The 21241-nt window shown below is 64.4% G+C and carries 19 protein-coding genes and 1 pseudogene; 9 read left to right on the forward strand and 11 right to left on the reverse strand.

Annotation, left to right across the window (positions count from 1 at the left end; all coding sequences use genetic code 11):
- Positions 1 to 101: 101 nt before the first annotated feature.
- The 4 genes and pseudogenes from jaqu_RS21590 to jaqu_RS06035 all read left to right on the forward strand — a co-directional run.
- Positions 102 to 551 carry a PRC-barrel domain-containing protein gene (locus tag jaqu_RS21590; protein ID WP_052500801.1) on the forward strand — a complete coding sequence of 150 codons (450 nt, stop codon included), beginning with the start codon at positions 102 to 104 and terminating at the stop codon, positions 549 to 551.
- A 77-nt stretch (positions 552 to 628) separates the two neighbouring features.
- On the forward strand, positions 629 to 1849 hold the full coding sequence (locus jaqu_RS06025) for an argininosuccinate synthase (RefSeq protein WP_043918053.1): 1221 nt from the start codon (positions 629 to 631) through the stop codon (positions 1847 to 1849).
- 49 nt (positions 1850 to 1898) lie between these two features.
- On the forward strand, positions 1899 to 2909 hold the full coding sequence (locus jaqu_RS06030; protein WP_043918054.1) for an AbrB family transcriptional regulator: 1011 nt from the start codon (positions 1899 to 1901) through the stop codon (positions 2907 to 2909).
- Positions 2910 to 3013: 104 nt separating this feature from the next.
- Positions 3014 to 4078: pseudogene (locus tag jaqu_RS06035) on the forward strand (AGE family epimerase/isomerase); the annotation flags it as partial.
- A 72-nt stretch (positions 4079 to 4150) separates the two neighbouring features.
- On the opposite strand, the gene jaqu_RS06040 reads toward jaqu_RS06035, so the two are convergent.
- The 4 genes from jaqu_RS06040 to jaqu_RS06055 all read right to left on the reverse strand — a co-directional run bounded on the left by jaqu_RS06040 (position 4151) and on the right by jaqu_RS06055 (position 10957).
- The gene (locus jaqu_RS06040; RefSeq protein ID WP_043918055.1) at positions 4151 to 6208 is read right to left on the reverse strand and encodes a membrane protein; all 2058 of its coding nucleotides are present in this window, start codon (positions 6206 to 6208) and stop codon (positions 4151 to 4153) included.
- A gap of 4 nt (positions 6209 to 6212) precedes the next feature.
- Complete coding sequence (locus tag jaqu_RS06045) at positions 6213 to 9071, reverse strand: DUF4159 domain-containing protein (RefSeq protein ID WP_043918056.1); 2859 nt, start codon at positions 9069 to 9071, stop codon at positions 6213 to 6215.
- Complete coding sequence (locus tag jaqu_RS06050) at positions 9068 to 9859, reverse strand: DUF58 domain-containing protein (RefSeq protein WP_236687801.1); 792 nt, start codon at positions 9857 to 9859, stop codon at positions 9068 to 9070. The genes jaqu_RS06045 and jaqu_RS06050 overlap by 4 nt, the downstream gene beginning before the upstream one ends.
- A 96-nt stretch (positions 9860 to 9955) precedes the next feature.
- Positions 9956 to 10957 (reverse strand): AAA family ATPase, encoded by a 1002-nt coding sequence (locus jaqu_RS06055; RefSeq protein WP_043918057.1) that lies wholly within the window; start codon positions 10955 to 10957, stop codon positions 9956 to 9958.
- Positions 10958 to 11023: 66 nt separating this feature from the next.
- Between jaqu_RS06055 and jaqu_RS06060 the strand changes: the two genes are divergently transcribed.
- Positions 11024 to 11593 (forward strand): DUF1285 domain-containing protein, encoded by a 570-nt coding sequence (locus jaqu_RS06060; protein ID WP_043918058.1) that lies wholly within the window; start codon positions 11024 to 11026, stop codon positions 11591 to 11593.
- 21 nt (positions 11594 to 11614) lie between these two features.
- Here the strand turns inward: jaqu_RS06060 and jaqu_RS06065 are convergent, their stop codons facing one another.
- Complete coding sequence (locus jaqu_RS06065; RefSeq protein ID WP_141134310.1) at positions 11615 to 11944, reverse strand: hypothetical protein; 330 nt, start codon at positions 11942 to 11944, stop codon at positions 11615 to 11617.
- Between the two features lie 142 nt (positions 11945 to 12086).
- Between jaqu_RS06065 and jaqu_RS06070 the strand changes: the two genes are divergently transcribed.
- The 3 genes from jaqu_RS06070 to jaqu_RS06080 all read left to right on the forward strand — a co-directional run bounded on the left by jaqu_RS06070 (position 12087) and on the right by jaqu_RS06080 (position 13452).
- Positions 12087 to 12311 carry a DUF2798 domain-containing protein gene (locus tag jaqu_RS06070; RefSeq protein ID WP_043918059.1) on the forward strand — a complete coding sequence of 75 codons (225 nt, stop codon included), beginning with the start codon at positions 12087 to 12089 and terminating at the stop codon, positions 12309 to 12311.
- A gap of 65 nt (positions 12312 to 12376) precedes the next feature.
- A complete protein-coding gene (locus jaqu_RS06075; protein ID WP_043918060.1) occupies positions 12377 to 12763 on the forward strand; it encodes a VOC family protein in 387 nt (128 codons plus the stop codon).
- A complete protein-coding gene (locus jaqu_RS06080) occupies positions 12760 to 13452 on the forward strand; it encodes a helix-turn-helix transcriptional regulator (protein WP_043918061.1) in 693 nt (230 codons plus the stop codon). The genes jaqu_RS06075 and jaqu_RS06080 overlap by 4 nt, the downstream gene beginning before the upstream one ends.
- On the opposite strand, the gene jaqu_RS06085 is transcribed toward jaqu_RS06080, so the two are convergent.
- Positions 13435 to 14013: a YdeI/OmpD-associated family protein gene (locus jaqu_RS06085; RefSeq protein WP_043918062.1), complete on the reverse strand. Its 579-nt coding sequence runs from the start codon at positions 14011 to 14013 to the stop codon at positions 13435 to 13437. The two genes, jaqu_RS06080 and jaqu_RS06085, sit on opposite strands and share 18 nt — an antisense overlap.
- The gene (locus jaqu_RS06090; protein WP_084629487.1) at positions 14010 to 14537 is read right to left on the reverse strand and encodes a pseudouridine synthase; all 528 of its coding nucleotides are present in this window, start codon (positions 14535 to 14537) and stop codon (positions 14010 to 14012) included. Before jaqu_RS06090 ends, jaqu_RS06085 begins: the two co-directional genes overlap by 4 nt.
- 89 nt (positions 14538 to 14626) lie before the next feature.
- Here jaqu_RS06090 and jaqu_RS06095 point away from each other — a divergent pair, with 89 nt between their 5' ends.
- Positions 14627 to 15130, forward strand: coding sequence for a DUF2937 family protein (locus tag jaqu_RS06095; RefSeq protein ID WP_043918063.1), 504 nt, complete (start codon positions 14627 to 14629; stop codon positions 15128 to 15130).
- Here jaqu_RS06095 and jaqu_RS06100 read toward each other — a convergent pair.
- The 4 genes from jaqu_RS06100 to jaqu_RS06115 form a co-directional block, all read right to left on the reverse strand.
- The gene (locus tag jaqu_RS06100) at positions 15106 to 15618 is read right to left on the reverse strand and encodes a DUF6985 domain-containing protein (protein ID WP_052500804.1); all 513 of its coding nucleotides are present in this window, start codon (positions 15616 to 15618) and stop codon (positions 15106 to 15108) included. The genes jaqu_RS06095 and jaqu_RS06100 overlap by 25 nt on opposite strands.
- Complete coding sequence (polA, locus tag jaqu_RS06105) at positions 15615 to 18419, reverse strand: DNA polymerase I (RefSeq protein ID WP_043918095.1); 2805 nt, start codon at positions 18417 to 18419, stop codon at positions 15615 to 15617. Before polA ends, jaqu_RS06100 begins: the two co-directional genes overlap by 4 nt.
- A gap of 197 nt (positions 18420 to 18616) precedes the next feature.
- Positions 18617 to 19297 carry a PAQR family membrane homeostasis protein TrhA gene (gene trhA, locus jaqu_RS06110; RefSeq protein ID WP_236687802.1) on the reverse strand — a complete coding sequence of 227 codons (681 nt, stop codon included), beginning with the start codon at positions 19295 to 19297 and terminating at the stop codon, positions 18617 to 18619.
- A 167-nt stretch (positions 19298 to 19464) separates the two neighbouring features.
- Positions 19465 to 21057 carry a hypothetical protein gene (locus tag jaqu_RS06115; RefSeq protein WP_043918064.1) on the reverse strand — a complete coding sequence of 531 codons (1593 nt, stop codon included), beginning with the start codon at positions 21055 to 21057 and terminating at the stop codon, positions 19465 to 19467.
- Positions 21058 to 21241 lie beyond the last annotated feature (184 nt).

Genomic DNA, 21241 nt, shown 5'->3' on the forward strand with positions numbered 1-21241 from the left:
TTGGCAAAGGTGCCGTCTTGTGTATCTTTTTGAACCAGCGAGCTTTTCAGGCGTTCGAGTTCATGTGCCGACACGGCACTGGATATCTGAGGAGTCCCAAGATGCCCTTCCTTCGCCCCGCCTTGACCGCTTCCCTCTTACTGGCCGCGCCCGGTCTCGCGCTTGCGGACGCGCACGCGTCGTCGCCATTCGCGGAGTCCACGCTGGAATACGGGGAAAGCTATATGGCAACCACGCTGATCGGAACGCGGATCCACGCGACCGAGGCCGAGTTGACGCCCGGCATGTCGCTCCCGGCCGGCACCGTCGCGGAATGGGACGACATCGGCGAGATCGGAGATCTGATCATCGGCACCGACGGTTCGCTTGAAGCGGTAGTCGTGGATGTCGGCGGCTTCTTGGGCCTCGGCGAGAGGGAAGTCGCCATCTCGTGGGACATGCTGCGCCCGGTCTACGAAGAGGACAACATTCAGGAATATTTCCTCGGCGTGAACGCCACCGAGGAGATGATGCGGAACGCCCCGCAGGTAACGCGCGTCCCGACCGAATAGCCGGCCTCCGGCCTCTGCCCCATCTTGCGGGCGGGGGCCGCCAGCGTTAGGCGCCTGCGGGACCGAAGGAGGACCGCATGGACGCGCCCAAGAAAGTCGTGCTCGCCTATTCCGGGGGGCTGGATACCTCGATTATCCTCAAATGGCTGCAGACCGAGTATGGTTGCGAGGTCGTGACCTTTACGGCCGATCTGGGCCAGGGCGAGGAACTGGAACCTGCCCGGAAGAAGGCCGAGATGATGGGTGCGACCTCGATCCATATCGAGGATCTGCGGGAGGAATTCACTCGCGACTTCGTCTTCCCGATGTTTCGGGCCAACGCGCTTTACGAGGGGCTTTACTTGCTCGGCACATCCATCGCGCGGCCACTCATCTCGAAGCGGCTGGTCGAGATCGCAGCCGAGGAAGGCGCCGATGCCGTCGCGCACGGAGCCACGGGCAAGGGCAACGACCAGGTCCGCTTCGAGTTGGCGGCCTATGCGTTGAACCCCGACATCAAGGTCATCGCACCCTGGCGCCTCTGGGACCTGACGAGCCGGACAAAGCTGATTGATTTCGCCGAGAAGCACCAGATCCCGATCGCAAAGGACAAGCGCGGCGAGGCGCCATTCAGCGTCGATGCCAACCTCCTGCACACCTCATCCGAGGGTAAGGTTCTCGAGGACCCCGCCGAGGAGGCGCCGGACTACGTTCTGCAGCGGATCACGCGGCCCGAAGATGCGCCGGATGAGCCGGAAATGGTCGAGATCACGTTCGAGCGCGGAGATGCGGTCGCGATCGATGGCGAGGCGATGTCCCCCGCGGCGATCCTGACACGCCTGAACGAACTCGGCGGCAAGCATGGCGTCGGTATCCTGGATCTTGTCGAAAACCGCTTCGTCGGGATGAAGTCCCGCGGCATCTACGAGACGCCTGGCGGGACGATCCTGCTGGAGGCCCATCGCGGGATCGAACAGATCACGCTGGATGCGGGCGCAGGCCACCTGAAGGACTCGATCATGCCCCGCTATGCGGAGTTTATCTATAACGGCTTCTGGTTCTCACCCGAGCGGGAAATGCTGCAGGCGCTGATCGACAAGAGTCAGGAGCATGTGTCCGGAACGGTTCGCGTGAAGCTCTACAAGGGGTCCGCCCGGACCGTGGCCCGCTGGTCCGATCACAGTCTCTATTCAGAGGCGCATGTGACCTTCGAAGAAGACGCCGGGGCCTATGATCAGCGCGACGCGAAGGGCTTCATCCATCTGAACGCACTTCGACTGAAGCTCGTGGCGAACCGGAACAAGCGGGTCGGCGGATGAATCGGGATGCCGCCCGGCGCAACGGGCGGTCCGCACCACGTCGGTGCCGATGCGAATAGCGATCACGTTCGCGATTTGCGCCGCGGGTGTGGGCGTCTTCCAGCTTCTCGGCCTGCCCCTTCCCTTTCTTCTGGGTCCGCTCTTCGCATGTCTCGCCGCCGCTCTTGCGGGGATCCGGCTCGATAGCTGGAAGATCCTGACAGACGGCATGCGCACGATCCTCGGGGTCGCCGTCGGCGCATCGGTCACGCCCGCCCTGATGGGCCAACTGCCGTCAATGGCATTGTCGCTGCTGCTCGCGCCGCTCTTCCTCTTGGTGTCCGGCCTTGCGGGTTATCCGTATCTCCGCGCGGTGTGCAGGTTCGACAAGCCGACGGCATTCTATGCCGCGATGCCGGGCGGCCTGCAGGACATGCTGGCCTTCGGAGAAGAGGCCGGCGGGGATCCGAGGGCCCTCTCTCTGCTGCACGCGACGCGCGTCCTGCTGATCGTGTCGGTCATCCCGGCGGTTCTGGTCCTCTACTACGAAATCGACCTGACGGTCGCTCCGGGTGCACCGGCACGTGACCTTGAACCCGGACAAATGGCGTTGATGGCGATCGCGGCCCTCTTGGGATGGCGGGCCGCCAAGTGGATCGGGTTGTTCGGCGCTTCCATTCTCGGTCCGATGATCGTCGCCGCGCTCCTTTCGCTCATGGGTCTGATCGAGAGCCGTCCGCCTGCCGAAGCCATCCAGGCGGCGCAGTTCTTCATCGGCATGGTCGTCGGAGTGAAATATTCCGGAATCACCGTGACAGAAGTTCGCCGGATCCTCGTCTCTGGCCTCGGACACGGCCTGATCCTCGCCGTCATCGCGGGGATCTTCGCCGAAATCGTCGTTCTTGCCGGGCTCGCTCCGCCACTTGATGCGATCCTCGCCTTCTCGCCGGGCGGGCAGGCGGAGATGGCGATCATGGCCATCATCGCAGGGGCGGACTTGGCCTACGTGCTCGTCCACCACATCACTCGAATCGTTCTGGTCATTACCTGTGCCCCGCTGGTTTATCCGTACCTGAGATGAGGCACATCGAACGCGCATCGGCAGGGTCGACCCGCGCGGACAGAGCAACCAAAGTAGACCGAGAGCCCGCACCGCCATTCGACGACCACACCCGAGATTTGCCCATGACCTCCTTGCCCGACGATGACGACGCAATCCCGGCGGCGCTGCGACGCTGGCTGACCGAAGACGCCCTTCCGCTGTGGACGGGACTAGGCTTCGATGCAGCGACAGAAACGGTCTGGGAATCGCTGACCCATGACGGGGCGCCGCGTCGCCATCAGATCAAGCGATTGCGGGTCCAGGTGCGGCAGGCCTACGTCTTCGCGCAGGCCAGAGGAATGTCACCCGGGGCCGAAGACCTCGCGGTTCGTCTCTTCGCCCGCACCATGGAAGACGGGTTTGATCAGGACGGACATCTCGCGGCCAATCTGGATCCACGGACCGGCGCGCGCCTCGATAGTCCGCACGACCTCTATGATCTGGCCTTCGTCCTCCTGGCGACGTCCGCACTGATCGACGCAGGGCACGGGATCGAGAGCGATCTGAAAAAACTGCGGTCCGCCTTGGAAAAGCTCAAGGCGGCACGAGGCTGGCACGAAACGGCGGAGCGACGGCAGCCACGTCGCCAGAACCCTCATATGCACCTGTTCGAAGCCAGCACGGCGCTCTTCGCGGCGACTGGCGATGCCTTCTGGCGCGATGTCGCTCAGGAATGCCTCGACCTGCTTGGGGAGGTTTTCCTGGCCCCCGAAGGACGCCTTCTTGAGCATTTCGATGCGGATTGGTGCCCCTTGCCCGATGGCGGAGGGCAGCAATACGAACCGGGCCACATGGTCGAATGGATCTGGCTCCTCGATGCGTGGGAGAAGGCCACCGGCCTCTCATCCGGCATCGATCCCGCGCCGCTTTGGCACCGGGCCCTGGATCGCAGGTTCGAATTGACGGGTTGCCTACCGGACCAGTCCGATCCGACCTCCGATTTCGCGCGCACCTGGCCCCAGACCGAGATGCTCAAGGCGGCGATCGTGATGACGGCTAGAGGCGATAACCGCCTGGAGCCCGATCAGGCGCTGCGTCTGCTGTGGGACCGATACCTGACTGGCCCTGTCCCGGGCGGCTGGTACGACCGCCTGGATCGCCACGGCTCCGTCATCTCCGACAACATGCCGGCCTCGACATTCTATCACATCTGGGTTGCACTCCGTGCCCGGATGACCGGGCCATCCCGATAACGCACTCGGAAGCTGACTGCGTCCGGATCAGCTCCGCCCTTCGCGCATCCAGGCGCCGACGGTGAGACCCGCAGCGATCAACAGGAACAACCAGGGCGGCACGAGCGACAGCAGTCGGATATCGGCCGTGAGATACGCCTGACGGGGGGTATAGCCCAGCCACCCCCGGCCTGCCGCCTCGCGATCCGCGCGAACAGCCCGCAAATCCGGCGCGCCGTCTTCGACCGCCCAGACGCCACCATTCGTCGCATCGACCGCCTCTGCGACGACCTCCTCGCTCGCGATCGTCTGTTCGAATTCGCGTGGGGCGGCAGGTCCCAATCCGATGACGGCGGTCCGATCCCCTTCCTGCAACCGATAGAGGCCCTGCATCTCGCCGAGATGGCGCGCCACGTAACGACCCGGCGCCTCCTCCTGGAGCGTCAATTCGATTGTCGATCCATCCGGCGCGGTCAGCGTTACGGGGCCCGGTTCGTCGCCAAGCGTCCGGCGTGTCACCGTGATCTCCTGTCCGAGCGCAGTGGCCGTCAGCGCCTCTTCTTCCAGTTCGGGCTCACCCATCAGCCAATGGGCGAGACGCCGCAACAACTCCGCCTGCGGACCGCCACCTTCATAGCCGCGATCCCAAAGCCAGACATGATCGGATCCAAGCAATGCGACGCGGCCCGCCTTTACGCGGTCGAGGATCAGCAACGGTTCATCCTCGACACCGGTCATGACGATCTGTGCGTCGGACGGGGTAAGCTGAATCTGACGATGCCACCGGCCCCAAGGCGCCTCGCCATCCCCATACCCTGTCGGCAGACCTTCGGTCACCGGATGCTTCTCGCCCGTATCCGACACGGTGGGCAGGAAGCCCTCCTCGATGACACGCGCGGTGGGTTCGGCCGGTAGGACCGACGCCAGAGGAGAGCGGAAGATCGAGTCGGCGGTCGCGAAGTCCGGGCCGGCCGCAATCAGCAGGGCGCCCCCCTCCTCGACGTAGCGGCGGACATTCTCGAGATAGATGCCCGGCAGAATACCACGCCGTTGATATCGGTCGAAAATGATCAGGTCGAATTCGTCGATCTTCTCGAAGAACAGCTCTCGCGTGGGGAATGCGATAAGGCTGAGTTCCGTCACGGGAACCCCGTCCTGCTTGCCCGGTGGCCGCAGAATCGTGAAGTGAACCAGGTCCACCGACGCATCCGCCTTCAGCAGGTTGCGCCAGGTCCGTTGGCCCGGATGCGGCTCGCCGGAGACGAGCAGGACGCGAAGCCGATCGCGAACACCGTTGATCTGAATGATCTGGGCGTTGTTCCGGTCGGTCAGTTCGCCATCTGCTTCGGGCAGGCGGAACTCCATGACATTCAACCCGCCATGGGGCAGGACAATCGGCAGGTTCAGGTCTTCGCCCACCGGGATCCGATAGGCCCGGGGCTGCCCTCCGTCGATCGAAAGAACGATATCCGCCTCGTTCCCGATATCCGGCGGAACATCCCCGACATCTTCCACGCGGAGGGTTATCGAGAACTCTTCATCGAGGATCGCAAAAGCAGGCGCGTCCCGAACGATCAGACGGCGATCCCAGTCGCCGCTACGTCCGGTGCGAAGCAAGTGAAGCGGCGCAGGCAGATCCGGTGCGAGCTGAGGATCGTGGATCCGGCCATCCGAGATCAGGAATGCGCCGGCCACGCGATCCTGCGGGACTTCGGCGAGAAGTTCGGAAAGGGCGGTCATCGCCAGCGTACCCGCGTCCCCCTCCCCGTCGGACACCCGGACGACACGGGTATCGAGACCTTCACGCTCTGCCTCCGACAATAGCTCAGCGAGCGCCTCGCGTGTCTGCTGTTCACGGTCGGACAGACGCTGCGATGCGCTCTCATCAACGGCGACCAGCAGGATGTCGGAAAGGGGTTCACGCTCCTCGGTCTGGAGCGAGGGGTCCAGCAACGCCACAGTCAGCGCCGCGGCAGCAAGCGCGCGCAGCCACCATCCCGGCAGGCGCCGCCACAGGGCCAACAGCGCTGCGGCGAAAGCCAGCGCCGCCACGGCACCGATCAGCCAGAGCGGAAGGGTCGGATCGAGGACGATTTCACGGGTCATCGCGTCAGTTCCCCAACCGATCAAGCAGGGCCGGGACGTGCACCTGGTCGGATTTGTAGTTACCGGAAAGCACGTGCATCACCAGATTCACCCCGAACCGGTACGCGATCTCGCGCTGTTGCTCGCCGGAATAGCCCGAGCCGACCGGCAAGAGCGGACGACCGCCCTGATCCGTGGCCCATGCCGCCGCCCAATCGTTTCCACCGATCAGAACCGGCGTCACGCCATCGTTCAGGTTTCGGAACGGCATGCCTTCCACCTGCTCCGCCGCGGGACTGGCTTCGACCCACACGTCGCGGCTTGCGAAGCGGCCGGGGAAATCCTGGAGCAGATAGAAGCTCCGGGTCAGAACGTGGTCACCCGGGAGGGGTTCGAGAGGCGGAATGTCAAGCGGCGCCGCGAGATCCCGAAGTCGCCGCGAGGCCGGGGAATTCGACCCGAACCCGCCGAGATCGGCGTCGCGTGTATCGAAGACGATCATGCCCCCGCCGCGAAGATAGCGGTTCAGCTTGGCGTATGCATCCTGGGACGGAAGCGGTTGGTCCTCCGTCACGGGCCAATAAAGAAACGGAAGAAAGGCGAGTTCGTCGGTTTCGAGGTTCACCCCCCTTGGCGCCTCGGGCTCCACGCTGGTGCGCTGCGTCAGAATTCTGGACAGACCGCGCATCCCCGCTTCCGACACGTCATCGATCCGGGGATTCCCCGTCTGGACATAGGCCAAGGAGACGTCGGTCGGGAAAGGATCGTCCTGGGCCGAAGCCGGCATTGCCGAAAGCGCGATCAGGGCCGCCGCGCCGAAGCGCCGGAGGATCGGAATTGCGGCGAGCGCCGTCATGACGATGAGAACGAGTAGGATCATACCTTGCACGTGGGAACTGATCGCTCCACCGCAATGCCATTGCGTCGAACAGGTCGAACCCGCGGATGCGGCATCAGGCAGCACGAGAACGAACGGGGTCGCCAAAACGGCCACCGCACCGCGCAATCTGCCTCCCAGCCAGAGGGTCGCTATCGCATCCATCGCCAGCAGGATCAGCGCGACGGCGAGCAACCAGGGCGCGAGATCCGTCTCTTCTTGAATGGCCAACGCTTCGACGGTCGCACCGGCCGGATAGCTCGCCGGCACAAGCTCCGCCTCGGGTCCGAGGACGTTCAAGGCAAGCGAACGGCCCGGACCCTCGTATACGCCGGGTGGCAGATCAGCGGTGGGAATTCCATCCGCCAGGTCTTCCCCGGCGACTCCAGGAAGCGTGCCCGCATCCCGCACACGTCCGAAGCCGTCGAGAACGATGCGTGGTGTCCAGGTGGTTCCCTCAAGCTCTTCCGCCTCGATGGCAGCGGGCCGGGTGGACACCGCAAGCCTTTCGAGCATCTGGACGAAGAGCCCAGAGATCGGCAGGTTCGACCATTCCGCATTCGCGGTCACATGGAAGAGAACCACTTGCCCCTCCCCCAAGGACTTCCGCGTGACCAGGGGCGTGCCATCCGCAAGAGCTGCGATCGCGCGCTCCGCCAAGGTCGGATCCGGTTGGGCGACAACCTGCGATGTGACGGTCACCTCCTGCGGAAGGTCCAGCCCCGCAAAGGGGCTTTCGTCGGGGAACGGGCGGAGCAGCTTAGGCTCGCCCCATGACAGGGCGCCGCCCACCGTGCGCCCTCCGCTTCTCAGCCGGACGGGCATCAGCGGATCCTCATCCGCCCGCGACACGTCGGACGCGGCAAGACGCGGACCCGCAAAGCGAAGCAGCAGGCCACCCCCTTCGACCCATTCCTCGACGCGCAGCGCTTCGGATGGCGACAATCGCGCGACATCGGCGAAGACGAGGACGTCAGGGTTGGCAGGCAAGATCGTGTCGAGATCGCCCTCGATGAGATCCGCTGTCGGCGCGAGGGCTCGGCGCAGGTAGAAGAGAGGATCAAGCAAATCCTCGCTCTCGCCGCCGGCGGTCGCCAGCAACGCCACTTCACGCCGGGCGAGGCTGTCATCGGCAAGCGCCACGGCACCGGCCGTCCGCTCTCCGGCGATTTCGATCCGTGAAACCCTGTTTCTCAGCTCGGGCGGCAAACGCAGTTCGGCCTCGGCACGGTCCGAGGCCTCTTCGAAGACAGCCTCACCTGTCCCCAACTCGGCCATGGCGCCGGTCGGGCCCGGTCCGATCGCGCGCAGCGCGACAGTCCGTGTGCCAGCGTCTCCGAGACGCACGACATGCAAGCGGATTGCGCCCTCCTCGTAGCGCGGCGGAGTCAGCCCGATGATGGGTCGACTTCCAGCCACGAAATGCGCGCCGATCTCGCCCCGGCCCTCTCGTTCCAGACCGTCAGAAAACCAGACGACTTCAGCGCCTTCCAGATCGAGGGAGGAGAGACCGGAATAGTCCGGCTCCCATGCACGGGGCTGAACGGAAGGCAATCGTTCGATCCAGGCCTGTGCGCCCTGAAACGGGATCTCGTCGGGCAACTCGTCCGTCAGGGACAGGACTGCGGCAACACGCCCGGCCCGAGCCGCATCGCGCAAGAGCCCTTCGACCCGTTCCATGCGCTGCGGCCAATCCCTCGCCGAGGCCCACGATGCGTCCATGAGCACGAGCAGAGGTCCACGGCCCGTCCCCGCCTCTCGCGGGTTCAGCACCGGGCCGGCGAACGCGATGATTGCCGCCGCAACCGCCAACATCCTGAGGAGCAGAAGCCACCAGGGCGTCGTCGATGTCTGGCTCTCGTCGTCCTTCAATCCGAGAAGCAGGATGATCCCCGAAAAACGCCGCCGGATCGGGGCAGGCGGAACGGCACGCAGAAGCCACCAGAGGATCGGGAGAAGCAGAAGCCCCAGCAAGAGAAGCGGTGTTGTGAAAGCGATCGCGCTCACCGGCGGGGGCCCAATGCGGAATGAAGTGAAAGAAGGGCGGCGCCCGCGGACTCGTCGGTGTGATGCGTCATGAACCGCCAGCCGGTTCTGGTGCAAAGCCCGTTCAGCGTGTCGCGCCGTTCAGCCAGCCGTGTGAGGTAGTCTTCGCGCAAACGGCTCGCCTTGAGCGTTTCGAACTGAATCGCGCCGGACATGCTTTGGAACACGGTGCGTCCATCGTAGGGGAAGGCCTCCTCTTCGGGGTCGAGGATCTGCAACAAAATCCCCTCGACCCCTCGGTCCGCGGCCGAAGTCAACGCGTCTACGAGTTTCTCCGGTGGCCCGAGGAAATCCGACAGGAAGACCGCGCGCGCCCCCCACGGCATCGTCTGGGGACGAGGTGTACCGTAATCGGACCGGTCTCCGTCCTGCATCAGTGAGTTCGCCATGGCCATCAACTGTGCCCGCCCACCCTTCGGTGGCTCGGCCAGATTGGCGAGGCCCGCCCTCTCTCCGGCGCGGATCGCCAGTGTCGCGAGCGCGAGCGCCAGCGTCTGTGCCCGCCGCAGCTTCGAGGGACGATCACCGCCGGAGAACTGCATCGATGCGGCATCGTCGACCCAAATCGTAAGGGCCTGCGCCGCCTGCCACTCGGTTTCCCGGACGAAATGGGCATCGGTCCGGGCCGATTGGCGCCAGTCGATGGAGCGGCGCGGATCGCCAGGCTGTGCGGACCGGTACTGCCAGAACGCATCCCCGGGTCCGGCCCGTTTGCGGCCATGATGCCCCATCAGAACAGTCGCCGCCAACCGTTCGGCATGCAGAAGCAGCTGAGGAAGAGCGCTGGCTTCCGCTTCGGACCGGGCTCTCAGAGAGCCGGGGGTGTGGATGGCCGCATCCAATTGTCAGGCGGCGCGTTCGACATGCGTGATGCGGGCCGTCATCTCGTCGATGACATCTTCCAGACGGACCCCCTCGGCACGGGCGGCGAAAGACAGTGCCATCCGGTGCAGAAGAACCGGCCGCGCGAGCTTGGCCACGTCCTCCGGACCCGGCGCAAGCCGCCCCTCGAGCAACGCTTGAGCCCGGCAAAGCATCATGAGCGCCTGTGCCGCGCGTGGGCCAGGCCCCCATGCGACGTGCTTTCGGACCTGGTCCGTCGCTTCCTCGCCATCGGGCCGGCAGGCCCTGACAAGATCGAGGATAAGCTCCACAATCCCCTCGCCCACCGGCATGCGCCGGACGATCCCCTGCGCGGCGATCAGGGACGGGCCGTCGAAGATCTGACGCGTCTCTTCTTCGGTAATGCCTGTCGTCGCCAGCACGATCGCGCGCTCCGTATCCCGGTCGGGATACTCGACGTCGATCCGGACGAGGAACCGGTCCAGCTGCGCCTCAGGCAAGGGGTACGTGCCCTCCTGCTCGATCGGGTTCTGCGTGGCGAGGACGTGGAAGGGCGAAGGCAACTCATGCGTCTGACCCGCGATCGTCACTTCATGCTCCTGCATTGCCTGCAAAAGTGCCGATTGTGTACGGGGAGAGGCGCGGTTGATCTCGTCCGCCATCAGAAGTTGAGCGAAGATCGGCCCTTCGACATAGCGGAACGCCCGGCTGCCGTCGCCCGCCGTCTCCAGAACTTCCGAGCCAAGGATATCCGCGGGCATCAGGTCGGGCGTGAACTGTATCCGGTTGCCGCTGAGGCCCATGACGGTCGAAAGCGTTTCGACCAGACGTGTCTTTCCGAGCCCCGGGAGGCCCATCAGAAGCGCGTGACCGCCGGACAACATCGCAGCCAGGGTCAGGTCGACGACCCGATCCTGCCCGATGATCCGCGTCGCAATCGCGCCGCGCGCATCGGCCAGACGTGCACCCAGCCTTTCGATTTCCGCGAGCAATTCGTCGGCCATTGCGAACCCCTTCTGCGCCACTACTCTTGCACTAGCTATGGTGTCCGGAACGCGGGGCAAAGGGTAATGTCGGATAACGGACGCGTGAGCACGTCGACGGATGGGCTGATCTCCGCCGCAAGGCAGGCCGCAAAGGAGGGGAAACGTGGCTCTCCCCCCGTCCACCTCTGGGACCCGCCCTATTGTGGAGAGATCGATATCGTCATCAAACGGGACGGAACCTGGTTCCACGAAGGGACACCTATAGGCCGACCCGGCCTTGTGAACCTGTTCGCATCGATCCTGAAACGCGAAGGGGACAAGCACTACCTCGTCACGCCAGTCGAGAAGGTCGGAATCGAAGTCGAAGACGCACCGTTCGTTGCGGTCGATTTCGAGACCGGGCCGAACGGAATTGCGTTCGTCACCAATGTCGATGATCGCGTCACCGCTGGTCCCGAGCATCCGATCCGCGTCGATCTGGCGCAGGATGGAGAGCCGTCACCCTATGTCGAGGTGCGCCGCGGCCTGGAGGCGCTCATCGACCGCAAGAGTTTCTATCGGCTCGTCGAGATCGGCGAAGAGCGCGATGGCGTCTTCGGACTAAGCTCCGGGGGCGCATTCTTCCCAATCATTGCGGCCACCGGACTCGATTGAGCGGACTGAGGTCACGCAACGTCAGTCGTCGTCGCCGCCCGGTCCGTCTGGTGTTACGGGGCGCCGCTCGTCATCGCTGACCCTGTCGCTCGGCCGCGCGGTCTCCTGCTCGCGCGCCGTCTCCATCTGCTCGCGGGTCGAAGGCTGACCGGCAGCTTCGGCCCCTGTCCCGAGGGGAGCCGCGCCGGGATCGGGAAAGCCCTGCTTGTCGCCGGTCCTCCCCGAAGCGATGTCGTCCTTCAGCATCGCGGACGTCGCGCCTTCGCGTTCTTCCAGCGGCGTGTCGGGATCATAGGGCAGCTCCTTGCCGTCCTTCTTCGGTCCCTTTCCCTGAGCGTCGTTCTTGGTCATGGCGGCCTCCGTCATCTGCTCCCTGCACAACCGGCCGGGGCACGCATACGTTCCGGCGCGCCCGTTTAGGGGAGCAAGCGGATGGCCGTGGCGGGACCGACGGGGCAGACTGCCCGCGAACCGACGCCAAAGGAGCCGCACCATGATTCCCGCCCGCTTCGCTCCCGCGCTTTTCGGCCTGATCCTCTCCGGCCTCATGTCGCTGATCGTTTCCGGCTTCGCGACCTGGCGCGCGATCGGTCTGGTCGAGGGCTTCGGCGCCACATGGACGGGCGCGTGGCTGGGATCATGGGCCATCGCGTTTCCGACGGTGCTGGTGGTCGCCCCCCTGACCCGGCGGCTGGTCGATCGACTGGTCGCCCGATGATGCTGACACAATGCTGTCAGCAGGGGCGCGCGATGGTCTAGGCTCCAACCATTCGGAGCTGACCCATGACCTTCGCACCCCAACATCCCGTCGTCTGGACCGAGATCCCCGTCACCGACCTCGCGGCCGGCCGGCGCTTCTATGAGAGCGTGTTCCAGTGGGCGATGGCACCCCAGTCCGGCCCGCCGAACGATTTCGTGTTCTTCACTCCGCCCAGCGCGGACGAGGGCATCGGCGGCCACATATACCCCGGCACACCGGCGCAGGATGGCGGCCCCACCATTCACCTCCAAGTCCCCGGGACGCTCGAGGATGCGGTGGATCGCGTTTGGAACGCAGGCGGCAAGGTGTTGGACATGCCGCCCGTCACCATCCCCGCCGGCCGTTTCGTCTATGCGCTCGACCCCGACGGCAATTCCATAGGTCTCTTCGAGCCCAAGCAGGGCGGATGAGACGGGCCGACCGCCTTCTTCGGATCACGGATATCCTGCGCGGCGGTCGGCTGACCACCGCGCAGGATCTGGCCGACCGTCTGGAAGTGTCGAAGCGCACGATCTACCGCGATGTGGCCGATCTGATCGCCAACCGCGTCCCGATCGAGGGCGAGGCGGGCATGGGCTACGTCATGCGGCAAGGCTACGACCTGCCGCCGATCATGTTCACCGCCGAAGAGGTGGTGGCCCTGGTCGGCGGCGCCCGCCTGATCCGCGCCTGGGGCGGGGGCCGGATGGGCCGATCCGCCGAGGCCGCGCTGGACAAGATCGCCGCCGTCCTGCCGGATCCCGAAGCCGCCCGGGCCGGATCCGTTCACATCCACGCCTTCCGCCCATCGGAGCAGTCGCGAGAGACCGCGGACCGGCTGGACGGTATCGAAGCGGCAACCGAGGCGGGCTGCTATCTGTCCTTCGCCTACAGCGACGAACGAGGCCGGCCCACACGCCGTACCGTGCGCCCTCTGGGCCTGTGGTTCTGGGGAAAGGTCTGGACCATGGTTGCGTGGTGCGAATTGCGACAGGACTTCCGCATGTTCCGCGTCGATCGCATGTCCGAGATGAACGCGGGCGAGCGATTTCCTCCGGATCCCGATCGCACCATCGAGGCGTTCCGCCGAAGCCAGCCCTGCCTACCGCCGGAATGGTGAGGGGCGAAGCCCCTGGGCGGCGGACGCTGCGACATCCGCGATCCGCTTGGCGCGGGTCGCTTCGGTTTTCGCCGTCTTGACCCATTCCAACGTGCCGCGTGTGACCGATCGGGGCCAGCCGTCCCACACGGCGCGCAGATCGCCCAATGCCGCATCGAGATCTTCCGGCACCACACCGGCCTCGATCTCGTCGAGGAAGGTCCACATCCCCGAGTCCTTCGCGGCCTCAATGGCGTCCTCCCCCGCCTCGGTCATCGCGCCAGAGGTGCGCGCGGCCTCAACCAAACGCTTGTTCAGAGCCGACCAGGCAGAGCCCGGCCTGCGCGGTGCAATCAGATGGGCCGAGCGGTCTTCATCGATCCTGTTAACGACCGCGTCGATCCAGCCCCAGCACAAGAGTTCCTCGACCGCCTCGATCCAGGGCAGGTGATCAGGGTGATGCGCCTTGTAGGTGGCAAGCCAGACGCCTTCCTCGTCTCGATGATGCACGGCCAGCCACTCGCGCAGATCCGGCCGCGACCGGACCGTGACCAGCGGGCGATCCTTGTGCGTCTCGCTCATACCGCTCGCCACTCGCCCGGCAGCAGATCCTCGACGCTCCAATCCCCGACCGACCAGCGCACGAGCCTCAGGACAGGTAGGCCCACATGGGCACACATCCGGCGCACCTGACGGTTGCGTCCCTCGGTGATCGTCAGCCGCAACCAGGCGTCCGGAACGGTCTTGCGCAGCCGCACGGGTGGATCGCGCGGCCACAGGTCGGGGGCCGCGACCTCTTCGACCTCGGCGGGCCGGGTCAATCCGTCCTTCAGGGTCACGCCACGCCGCAAGGCGTTCAGCGCCGCCGCATCCGGCGTCCCTTCGACAAGCGCGAAGTAGGTTTTCGGCGTCTTCGCCTTCGGCGACGTGATCCGCGCTTGCAGCCGGCCGTCATCGGTCAACGCGAGCAGGCCTTCGCTGTCCCGATCCAGCCGTCCCGCCGCGTAGACGCCCTTGGGCAGACCGAGCCTCGAAAGCCCCGGCCATTTCCCTTCGTCGGTGAACTGACTCAGCATGTTCATCGGCTTGTTGACCAGCACGATCACGCGACCATCCCCCACTCGTGCGCATATCCTTTGCCCGATCGGGCGGTCCCGCGCTACCTTCGACCCAAAACACGAGGGAGAGCAGCCCCATGATCGGACGTCTCGCAGGCGTCGTGCTGGCCGTGTTTGTGGGCGGCACAGCCAGTCAGGCCCCCGAATTCGCCCAACAATACCAGCAACGCCTTGGCGGCGCGGTGGATGAGCTATCCCGCATTGTCGCCGATTTCGACCGCGACGCCTACGAGGCGGGTCTGACGCGGCAGGACGCCCTTGCCGCGATGACCGGATCGGAGTTCGTCCTCCGGCGGCAGGCCTCCATGCGCCGAAATATCGACAGGCTGGGGCGAATGGGTGCTCAGATCGACCGCCTGCGGGCCGAGCCGACCGGACTGGGTCGCGTCGCCCTCGTGGCTCGGGCACCCGATCCCGAACTGGCGCGCCGGACCTGGGACGACTTTCAGCCGGCCATTCCCATCACGCCGACCGGCTTCGGCCTGGGCGCGACCGGCGCGTTCCTCGGTTGGCTCTTGGCCCAACTTCTCCGAATGCCGTTCCGCAGGCGCACGTCTCAGCCGGCCCGTTCGTCCCTGTAGATCCGGAACTCGGGCGACGACGCGGCATAGATCACATTCGCAAGCTTCGGATCGTCGTAGGCATCGTCATTCGTGACATGCCCATCGTAGCCACCGACCTTGACCAGATCCGTCCCGTCCCGCCAGCAGATGTTGAGACCGTGTTCCGCTTCCCAATCGCAATCCGCCTCCAGGCTCACGAACCAAGCCGTCTTGAAGTAGTCCTGCCGCACCGTGATCGAGCGGGGGCGGACATGGGCCCAGATCGCCTCAGGCCCGGCGGGGACGCCCATCTGCGCATCCAGCCAATCCTCTCCGCCGACGGCTGAGTGGTAATCGCGGTAGTAGGCGTAGACATGGCGCCAGGTCGTGCTCAAGGCCTCGGGAGGCAGCGTCATGAACCGGTCGAACGCAGCGCGTCCATCGTCGGTGATCGGTTCGAATTCCAACAGCGCGACCTCGACGCCGCCGAAGATTGGCGGCCGGACGGGCGTCTCACGATGGGTCAATGCGCCTCGGCCCAGGTCTTGCCCACACCGGCATCGACGACGATCGGAACCGAGAGCGACCGGACCGGCATGTTCGCACCCTCCATCACCTCGCGGGCGCGCTCGATCAGCGCGTCAGCGGCGTCCTCGGCGGCTTCGAACAGCAATTCGTCGTGGACCTGTAGCAGCATCCTCGCGTCGATCCCCTCGATCGCGGCCTCCATGCGCGCCATGGCGCGGCGGATGATATCGGCATTCGACCCCTGGATCGGCGCGTTGATTGCCGCGCGGCGCGCATAGCCGGCCTGCGGTCCTTTCTGGCCGACACCCGGTGTGTGGACCTTGCGGCCGAACAGCGTCGTGACGAACCCGTCCTTCTTCGCGCGCTCGGTCGTTTCGTCCATGTAGTCCTTGATGCCGGGGAACTTCTCGAAATAGCGCTTGATGAACTCGCTCGCCTCCTCACGCGGGATCCGCAGATTGCGGGCCAACCCGAAGCCCGAGATGCCGTAGACGATCCCGTAATTGATCGCCTTCGCAGATCGCCTGACGTCGGGCGTCATCTCGTCGAGTGGCACGCCGAACATCTCGGACGCGGTGACCGAGTGGATGTCATGGCCAGCCCGGAACGCCTCTTCCAGCGCGGGAACGTCTGCGAACTCGGTCAGCAAACGCAGCTCGATCTGGCTGTAGTCGAGGCTGACAAGCACCCGACCTTCGGGAGCGACGAAGGCCTCGCGGATACGGCGCCCCTCTTCGGTGCGGACGGGGATGTTCTGAAGGTTGGGATCCGAAGACGCCAATCGCCCGGTATTCGCCCCGGCGATCGAATAGGACGTGTGCACCCGCCCCGTCTCGTCGTTGATATGGGTCTGGAGGTTGTCGGTATAGGTGTTCTTCAGCTTGGCGATCTGGCGCCAGTCCAGCACGCGGCGGGCCAGATCGTGTTCCGTCGCCAGGTCCTCCAGTACGTCCGCGCCGGTCGCCCAGGCGCCGGTCTTGGTCTTCTTTCCTCCCGGCAGGCCCATCTCGTCGAACAGGATCTCGCCCAGCTGGCTGGGTGAGCCGACGTTGAAGGGCTTGCCCGCCAGCGCGTGGATGTCGGCCTCCAGTTCAGCCATCTTCTGCGCGAAGGCCCCCGACATCCGACTGAGATGGTCGCGGTCGACCTGAATGCCGTGCATCTCCATCCGTGCGAGGACGGGGACCATTGGGCGCTCGAGCGTTTCATAGACCTGGGTGACATGCTCGGAATGCAGGCGCGGCTTCAGCAGGTGCCAGAGGCGCCACGTCACCTCCGCATCCTCGGCGGCATAGGGAGCGGCCTTGTCGATCGGCACCCGGTCGAAGGTCACAGCCGACTTTCCGGTCCCGATCAACTCCTTGATCGGGATGCATTGGTGATTGAGATAACGGTCCGCCAGAACGTCCATCCCGTGCGCATGCAGTCCGGAATGCTGAGCGTAGGAAAGCAGCATGGTATCGTCGATTGGGGCGACCGTGACCCCGTACCGGGCGAAGATCTTGAAGTCGTACTTCATGTTCTGACCGATCTTCAGGACCGCCGGATCCTCCAGGACGGGTCCGAGCATCTCCAGCGCGCGGTCGAGCGGCATCTGACCCTCGGCCAGCGTGCCCGTGCCGAACAGATCGTCTTCTCCGGACTTGTGGCCGAGCGGAACGTAGCAGGCCGCTCCTGCTCCGGTGCTCAGCGAGATGCCGACAAGCTCTGCCGTCATTTCGTTCAGCGACGTCGTTTCGGTGTCGACCGCCACGATGCCCACCGCGTTGATACGGTCGATCCAGCTTTGCAGACCGGCTTCGTCGGTCACCGTCTCATAGACGGAATGATCGATGGCCGGCATCTCGACGGCGGCCGGCTGGTTCGGCTCCGCTGCGATGTCCGGCGCCTTCGGCGGTTCCACCTCGAAACGTTCCGCGATCCGGCGCGTCAGGGTGCGGAATTCCATCCGGTTCAGGAAATCGAGCAACGCATCCGGCTCCGGCGCACGCAACTCCAGATCGTCCAGCGTGAAGGCGAGCGGCACATCGTCGTCCAGCCGGACCAGCTCGCGCGACATGCGGATCTGATCCGCCTTCTCGAGCAGCGTCTCGCGACGCTTGGGTTGCTTGATCGCCTCGGCATTGGCCAGCAGATTGTCCAGATCGCCCCATTCACCGATCAGTTGCGCGGCCGTCTTGATCCCAATCCCCGGCGCACCGGGAACGTTGTCAGTGCTGTCCCCCGCCAGAGCCTGGACATCGACCACCCGATCGGGGCCGACGCCGAAGTACTTCTCGACCCCTTCGACGTCGATCGTCTCGTCCGGTTTGCCCTGGATGCCGGGCTTGGTCATCTCGACCCCGCCCCCGACGAGTTGCATCAGATCCTTGTCGGCGCTGACGATGGTGCAGCGGCCACCCGCCTCCCGGACCTGGCGGGCAAGGGTGGCGATGATGTCGTCGGCTTCGAACCCCTCCATCTCTTCGCAGGCGACATTGAAGGCACGCGTCGCCTCCCGGGTCAGCGGAATCTGGGGCCGCAGGTCTTCGGGCAATTCCGGACGATGACCCTTGTAGTCCGGATAGATGTCATTGCGGAACGTATGACTGCCCTTGTCGAAGATGACCGCCAGATGCGTCGCCGCGTCGGGCCCTTCATTCCGCTCCAGATACCGGTCCAACATGTTGCAGAAGCCGGAGACGGCACCGATGGGCAGCCCATCCGACTTGCGCGTCAACGGCGGCAGGGCGTGGAAGGCGCGGAAGATGTAGGCCGACCCGTCGATCAGATGCAGGTGGCACCCTTTGCCGAACGTCATGATCTCGATCCCCCGCTGCCATTCGATCGTCCTTCTGACACGATGGCCGGGCACGCGCCACGTCTTGTAGGCAGGCAGGGACCGAGCCGTGAAAGACCGGCTGGGGCGGACCAGTCTGCCGTTGCCTCGGTCAGCGTCCGGGAATGCGTGGGGTCGGTGCCGTGAGCTTTGTGTTGCGTCAGGGTGAGCTGACCGCTCTAGGCGGCAATCACCGACTGAGCCGCGTGCAGGAAAACCGCGATGAAATAGACCACGGACGCCGCGACGACGAAGGCATGCCAGATCGTGTTATGGTACCGGACCCGCTCCATCAGCAGGAACGGAGTTCCAAATGTGTACAAAAGACCCCCGGCCACCATCAGCCCCAGTACGGGCCAAGAGACGGTCGAGATGACCTCCTGCCCGCCCGCCAGAACGGCCCAGCCCATGGCCAGGGCGATACCCACCGAAAGCGCGGTCGACCGGCGGCGCTTGAGAAAGGTGGTCGCCGTCGCCACGACGGCCGCAGTCCAGATCGCTGCCAGGAAGGTGGAGCCGGCACCGGACAGCATGACAAAAGGCGTAACCGTTCCCGCGATCTTTATGTAGATCGCGGACAGGTCGATCCGGCGCAAGCGGTCGGTCCAGCCCGGATGATAGACATGATTGTAGGCAAGCGATGCCGTCAGCATTGCAATAAGGCAGATGCCGTAAACACTGACACCCAGGACACCTGTCAGATTGCCATGCCACAGAACTGTCAGAGTGATCAGGACGGGCACCGCGGCCAGCGCGGCGATCAGTCCCAGCAGGTGGACGACTGCATCCGACATCCGCTCGGCCCGGCTGTAGAGCCTTGGACCGTCCAGATCCGGGGGCATGACGACGCGTCTGGACATGATTCCAGTCTAGACCTCAACGGAGACGTGACAAATCGCGAAACGACAACCTTTCGTGAACAGAGCGGTTCCGAAAGTAACAGATGTGCGTTTAAGCATCGTAAACGCAGTGGGCAGGCCAGGATATCCCCTAAGGCGCCCTCAACCTGCGGTCCACCGCTCATGGATCACTGAATAGCCGGGCGGACCTCGTAGAGCGTGAACCGCCCTTCCTGCGCGACCAGATCAAGGCCGTCTACCAGACCATCAATCGCAGGGCCTCGATCGACAACGATCGCATGGGTCAGCTTTTGGTCCCAGTTTTCGAGGTACGGAAGCCGTTCCGCCAGATCTTCGGTCAGCGGCGTCGTCAGAAACCTGTAGTCAATCGCCTGTCCGATGAACACTGCGTGATCCGCCCATTCCGGTCGTACCGAAAGCAGATGCGTCCCCTGAAAGAGGGTAGGTACGAACGCGCTACGGGCAGCGACCAGATGAGCATGGACATGATAGTAGCTTCGATCACGCTGGTGACCTGCGCCGCGAAGCCCAGCCACTCTCGCTCCGGGCGGCAGATCTCGCGAGACTTCTCGGAGATCCGCCACTTCTTGCGAATAGGTAGCCGCGATGTCGTGAAACACCCACGCTCTGCCGCCGATCAGCAGACCGAGGACCACAGCGATGACGATTGCGCTACGCGGCCGCAGATCAATCCAGAATGTGCTCGCAAATAGAACTGCAATCAGGACAACGGGAACGCGAATATGAACGAGTGCGATCCCGTTGAGCCAGGTCGGTGCGAGTAGAGATGCGACAGCGAGCGCGATAATCGGTCCCTTCATGCGCGGAGCGACTGCAAGGCGGTTGTGTCCCTTGGCAAAAACGCGGAGTCCGCATCCGACAATGACCATGATGGCCGCGGCCGAGATCAGCGTCATTGAAGAGAACCCGGTCTCACCGACCTGCACCAGCGGCGACATCGCGGCGCGGAAACGATCGCTCAGGATACCGAATTCGGTCCTCGTGCTCGCATCGCTTTCTGGCGCGGAAACCAGGCTCACAATGAGGACAACGATCGGCAGGACGAACGGTATACCCTCGATCAGCAGGATACCGATCCGACGTTTGACCGGTCCGCTTCCGTTGGCAGCCCGTTGGACCTCGCGACCGAAAGCGGCGATGCCGAGAATTAGAAATGCGAAGAAATGCATGATGTAGAGAGCAGCGGCGAACAGGATGAAGAAAGGCATCCTCCAGCGAGCCCAACGCCCCTCTTCCATCGCCAGCCAGAGAGCGAGACCATAGAGCATGAATGGCAAGCTGAATACGAAGTTCTGGAAGCCCCACATGAAGGGAGCTGAAAATACCAGAAGCGCGCTTGCGGCGGGCCAAGTCGTCCATCGCCCGAGGGCGACGCGTGAAACGACCATCGTCGCCGCGATCAGATTCACCGCATAGATCGCGATAAGGACTGAGGCAAACTCTTCAGCTTCTCCGGGGAAGCCCGTGAGATGCCAGACGAGGTCCGCAGCAGAATTCGGGATCAGTCCGAATGTATATTCGTAGTAGGTATCGAGAGGGCCGCCTTCGGACGCAGCAGCAATATGGAGCCGGGCTATGTGGTTCGGTAGATCGACCAGCGGAAGGTGCGGGTTCGAGACGATCGCGGCGACGGAAACGATAGCGCAGAGCGCGAACGCCATGAAAGGAACTGCGCCGAGGCCGCGCGTCCTATCGGGGATTGCCCGCTCCTTCGACCCGATATCGAAAACGTGGCTCATCTTGCACCTGTCGGCATCTCGTAAGGAGTATTGTCGATCATTTGCCGGGGTTCCGCGGCGGAAATGTGTCGATACCTTGAAGGTGACGCGGATTTCTCAGGTGCACGCTATGAGCGTTTGATCCCCGTCATCGGTCTGGCTTGAAAAACCTTGGCGGCATCGGTCGCATGTCAGGCCTGCTGCG

It is taken from the genome of Jannaschia aquimarina, from assembly GCF_000877395.1.
Classification (GTDB): domain Bacteria; phylum Pseudomonadota; class Alphaproteobacteria; order Rhodobacterales; family Rhodobacteraceae; genus Jannaschia; species Jannaschia aquimarina.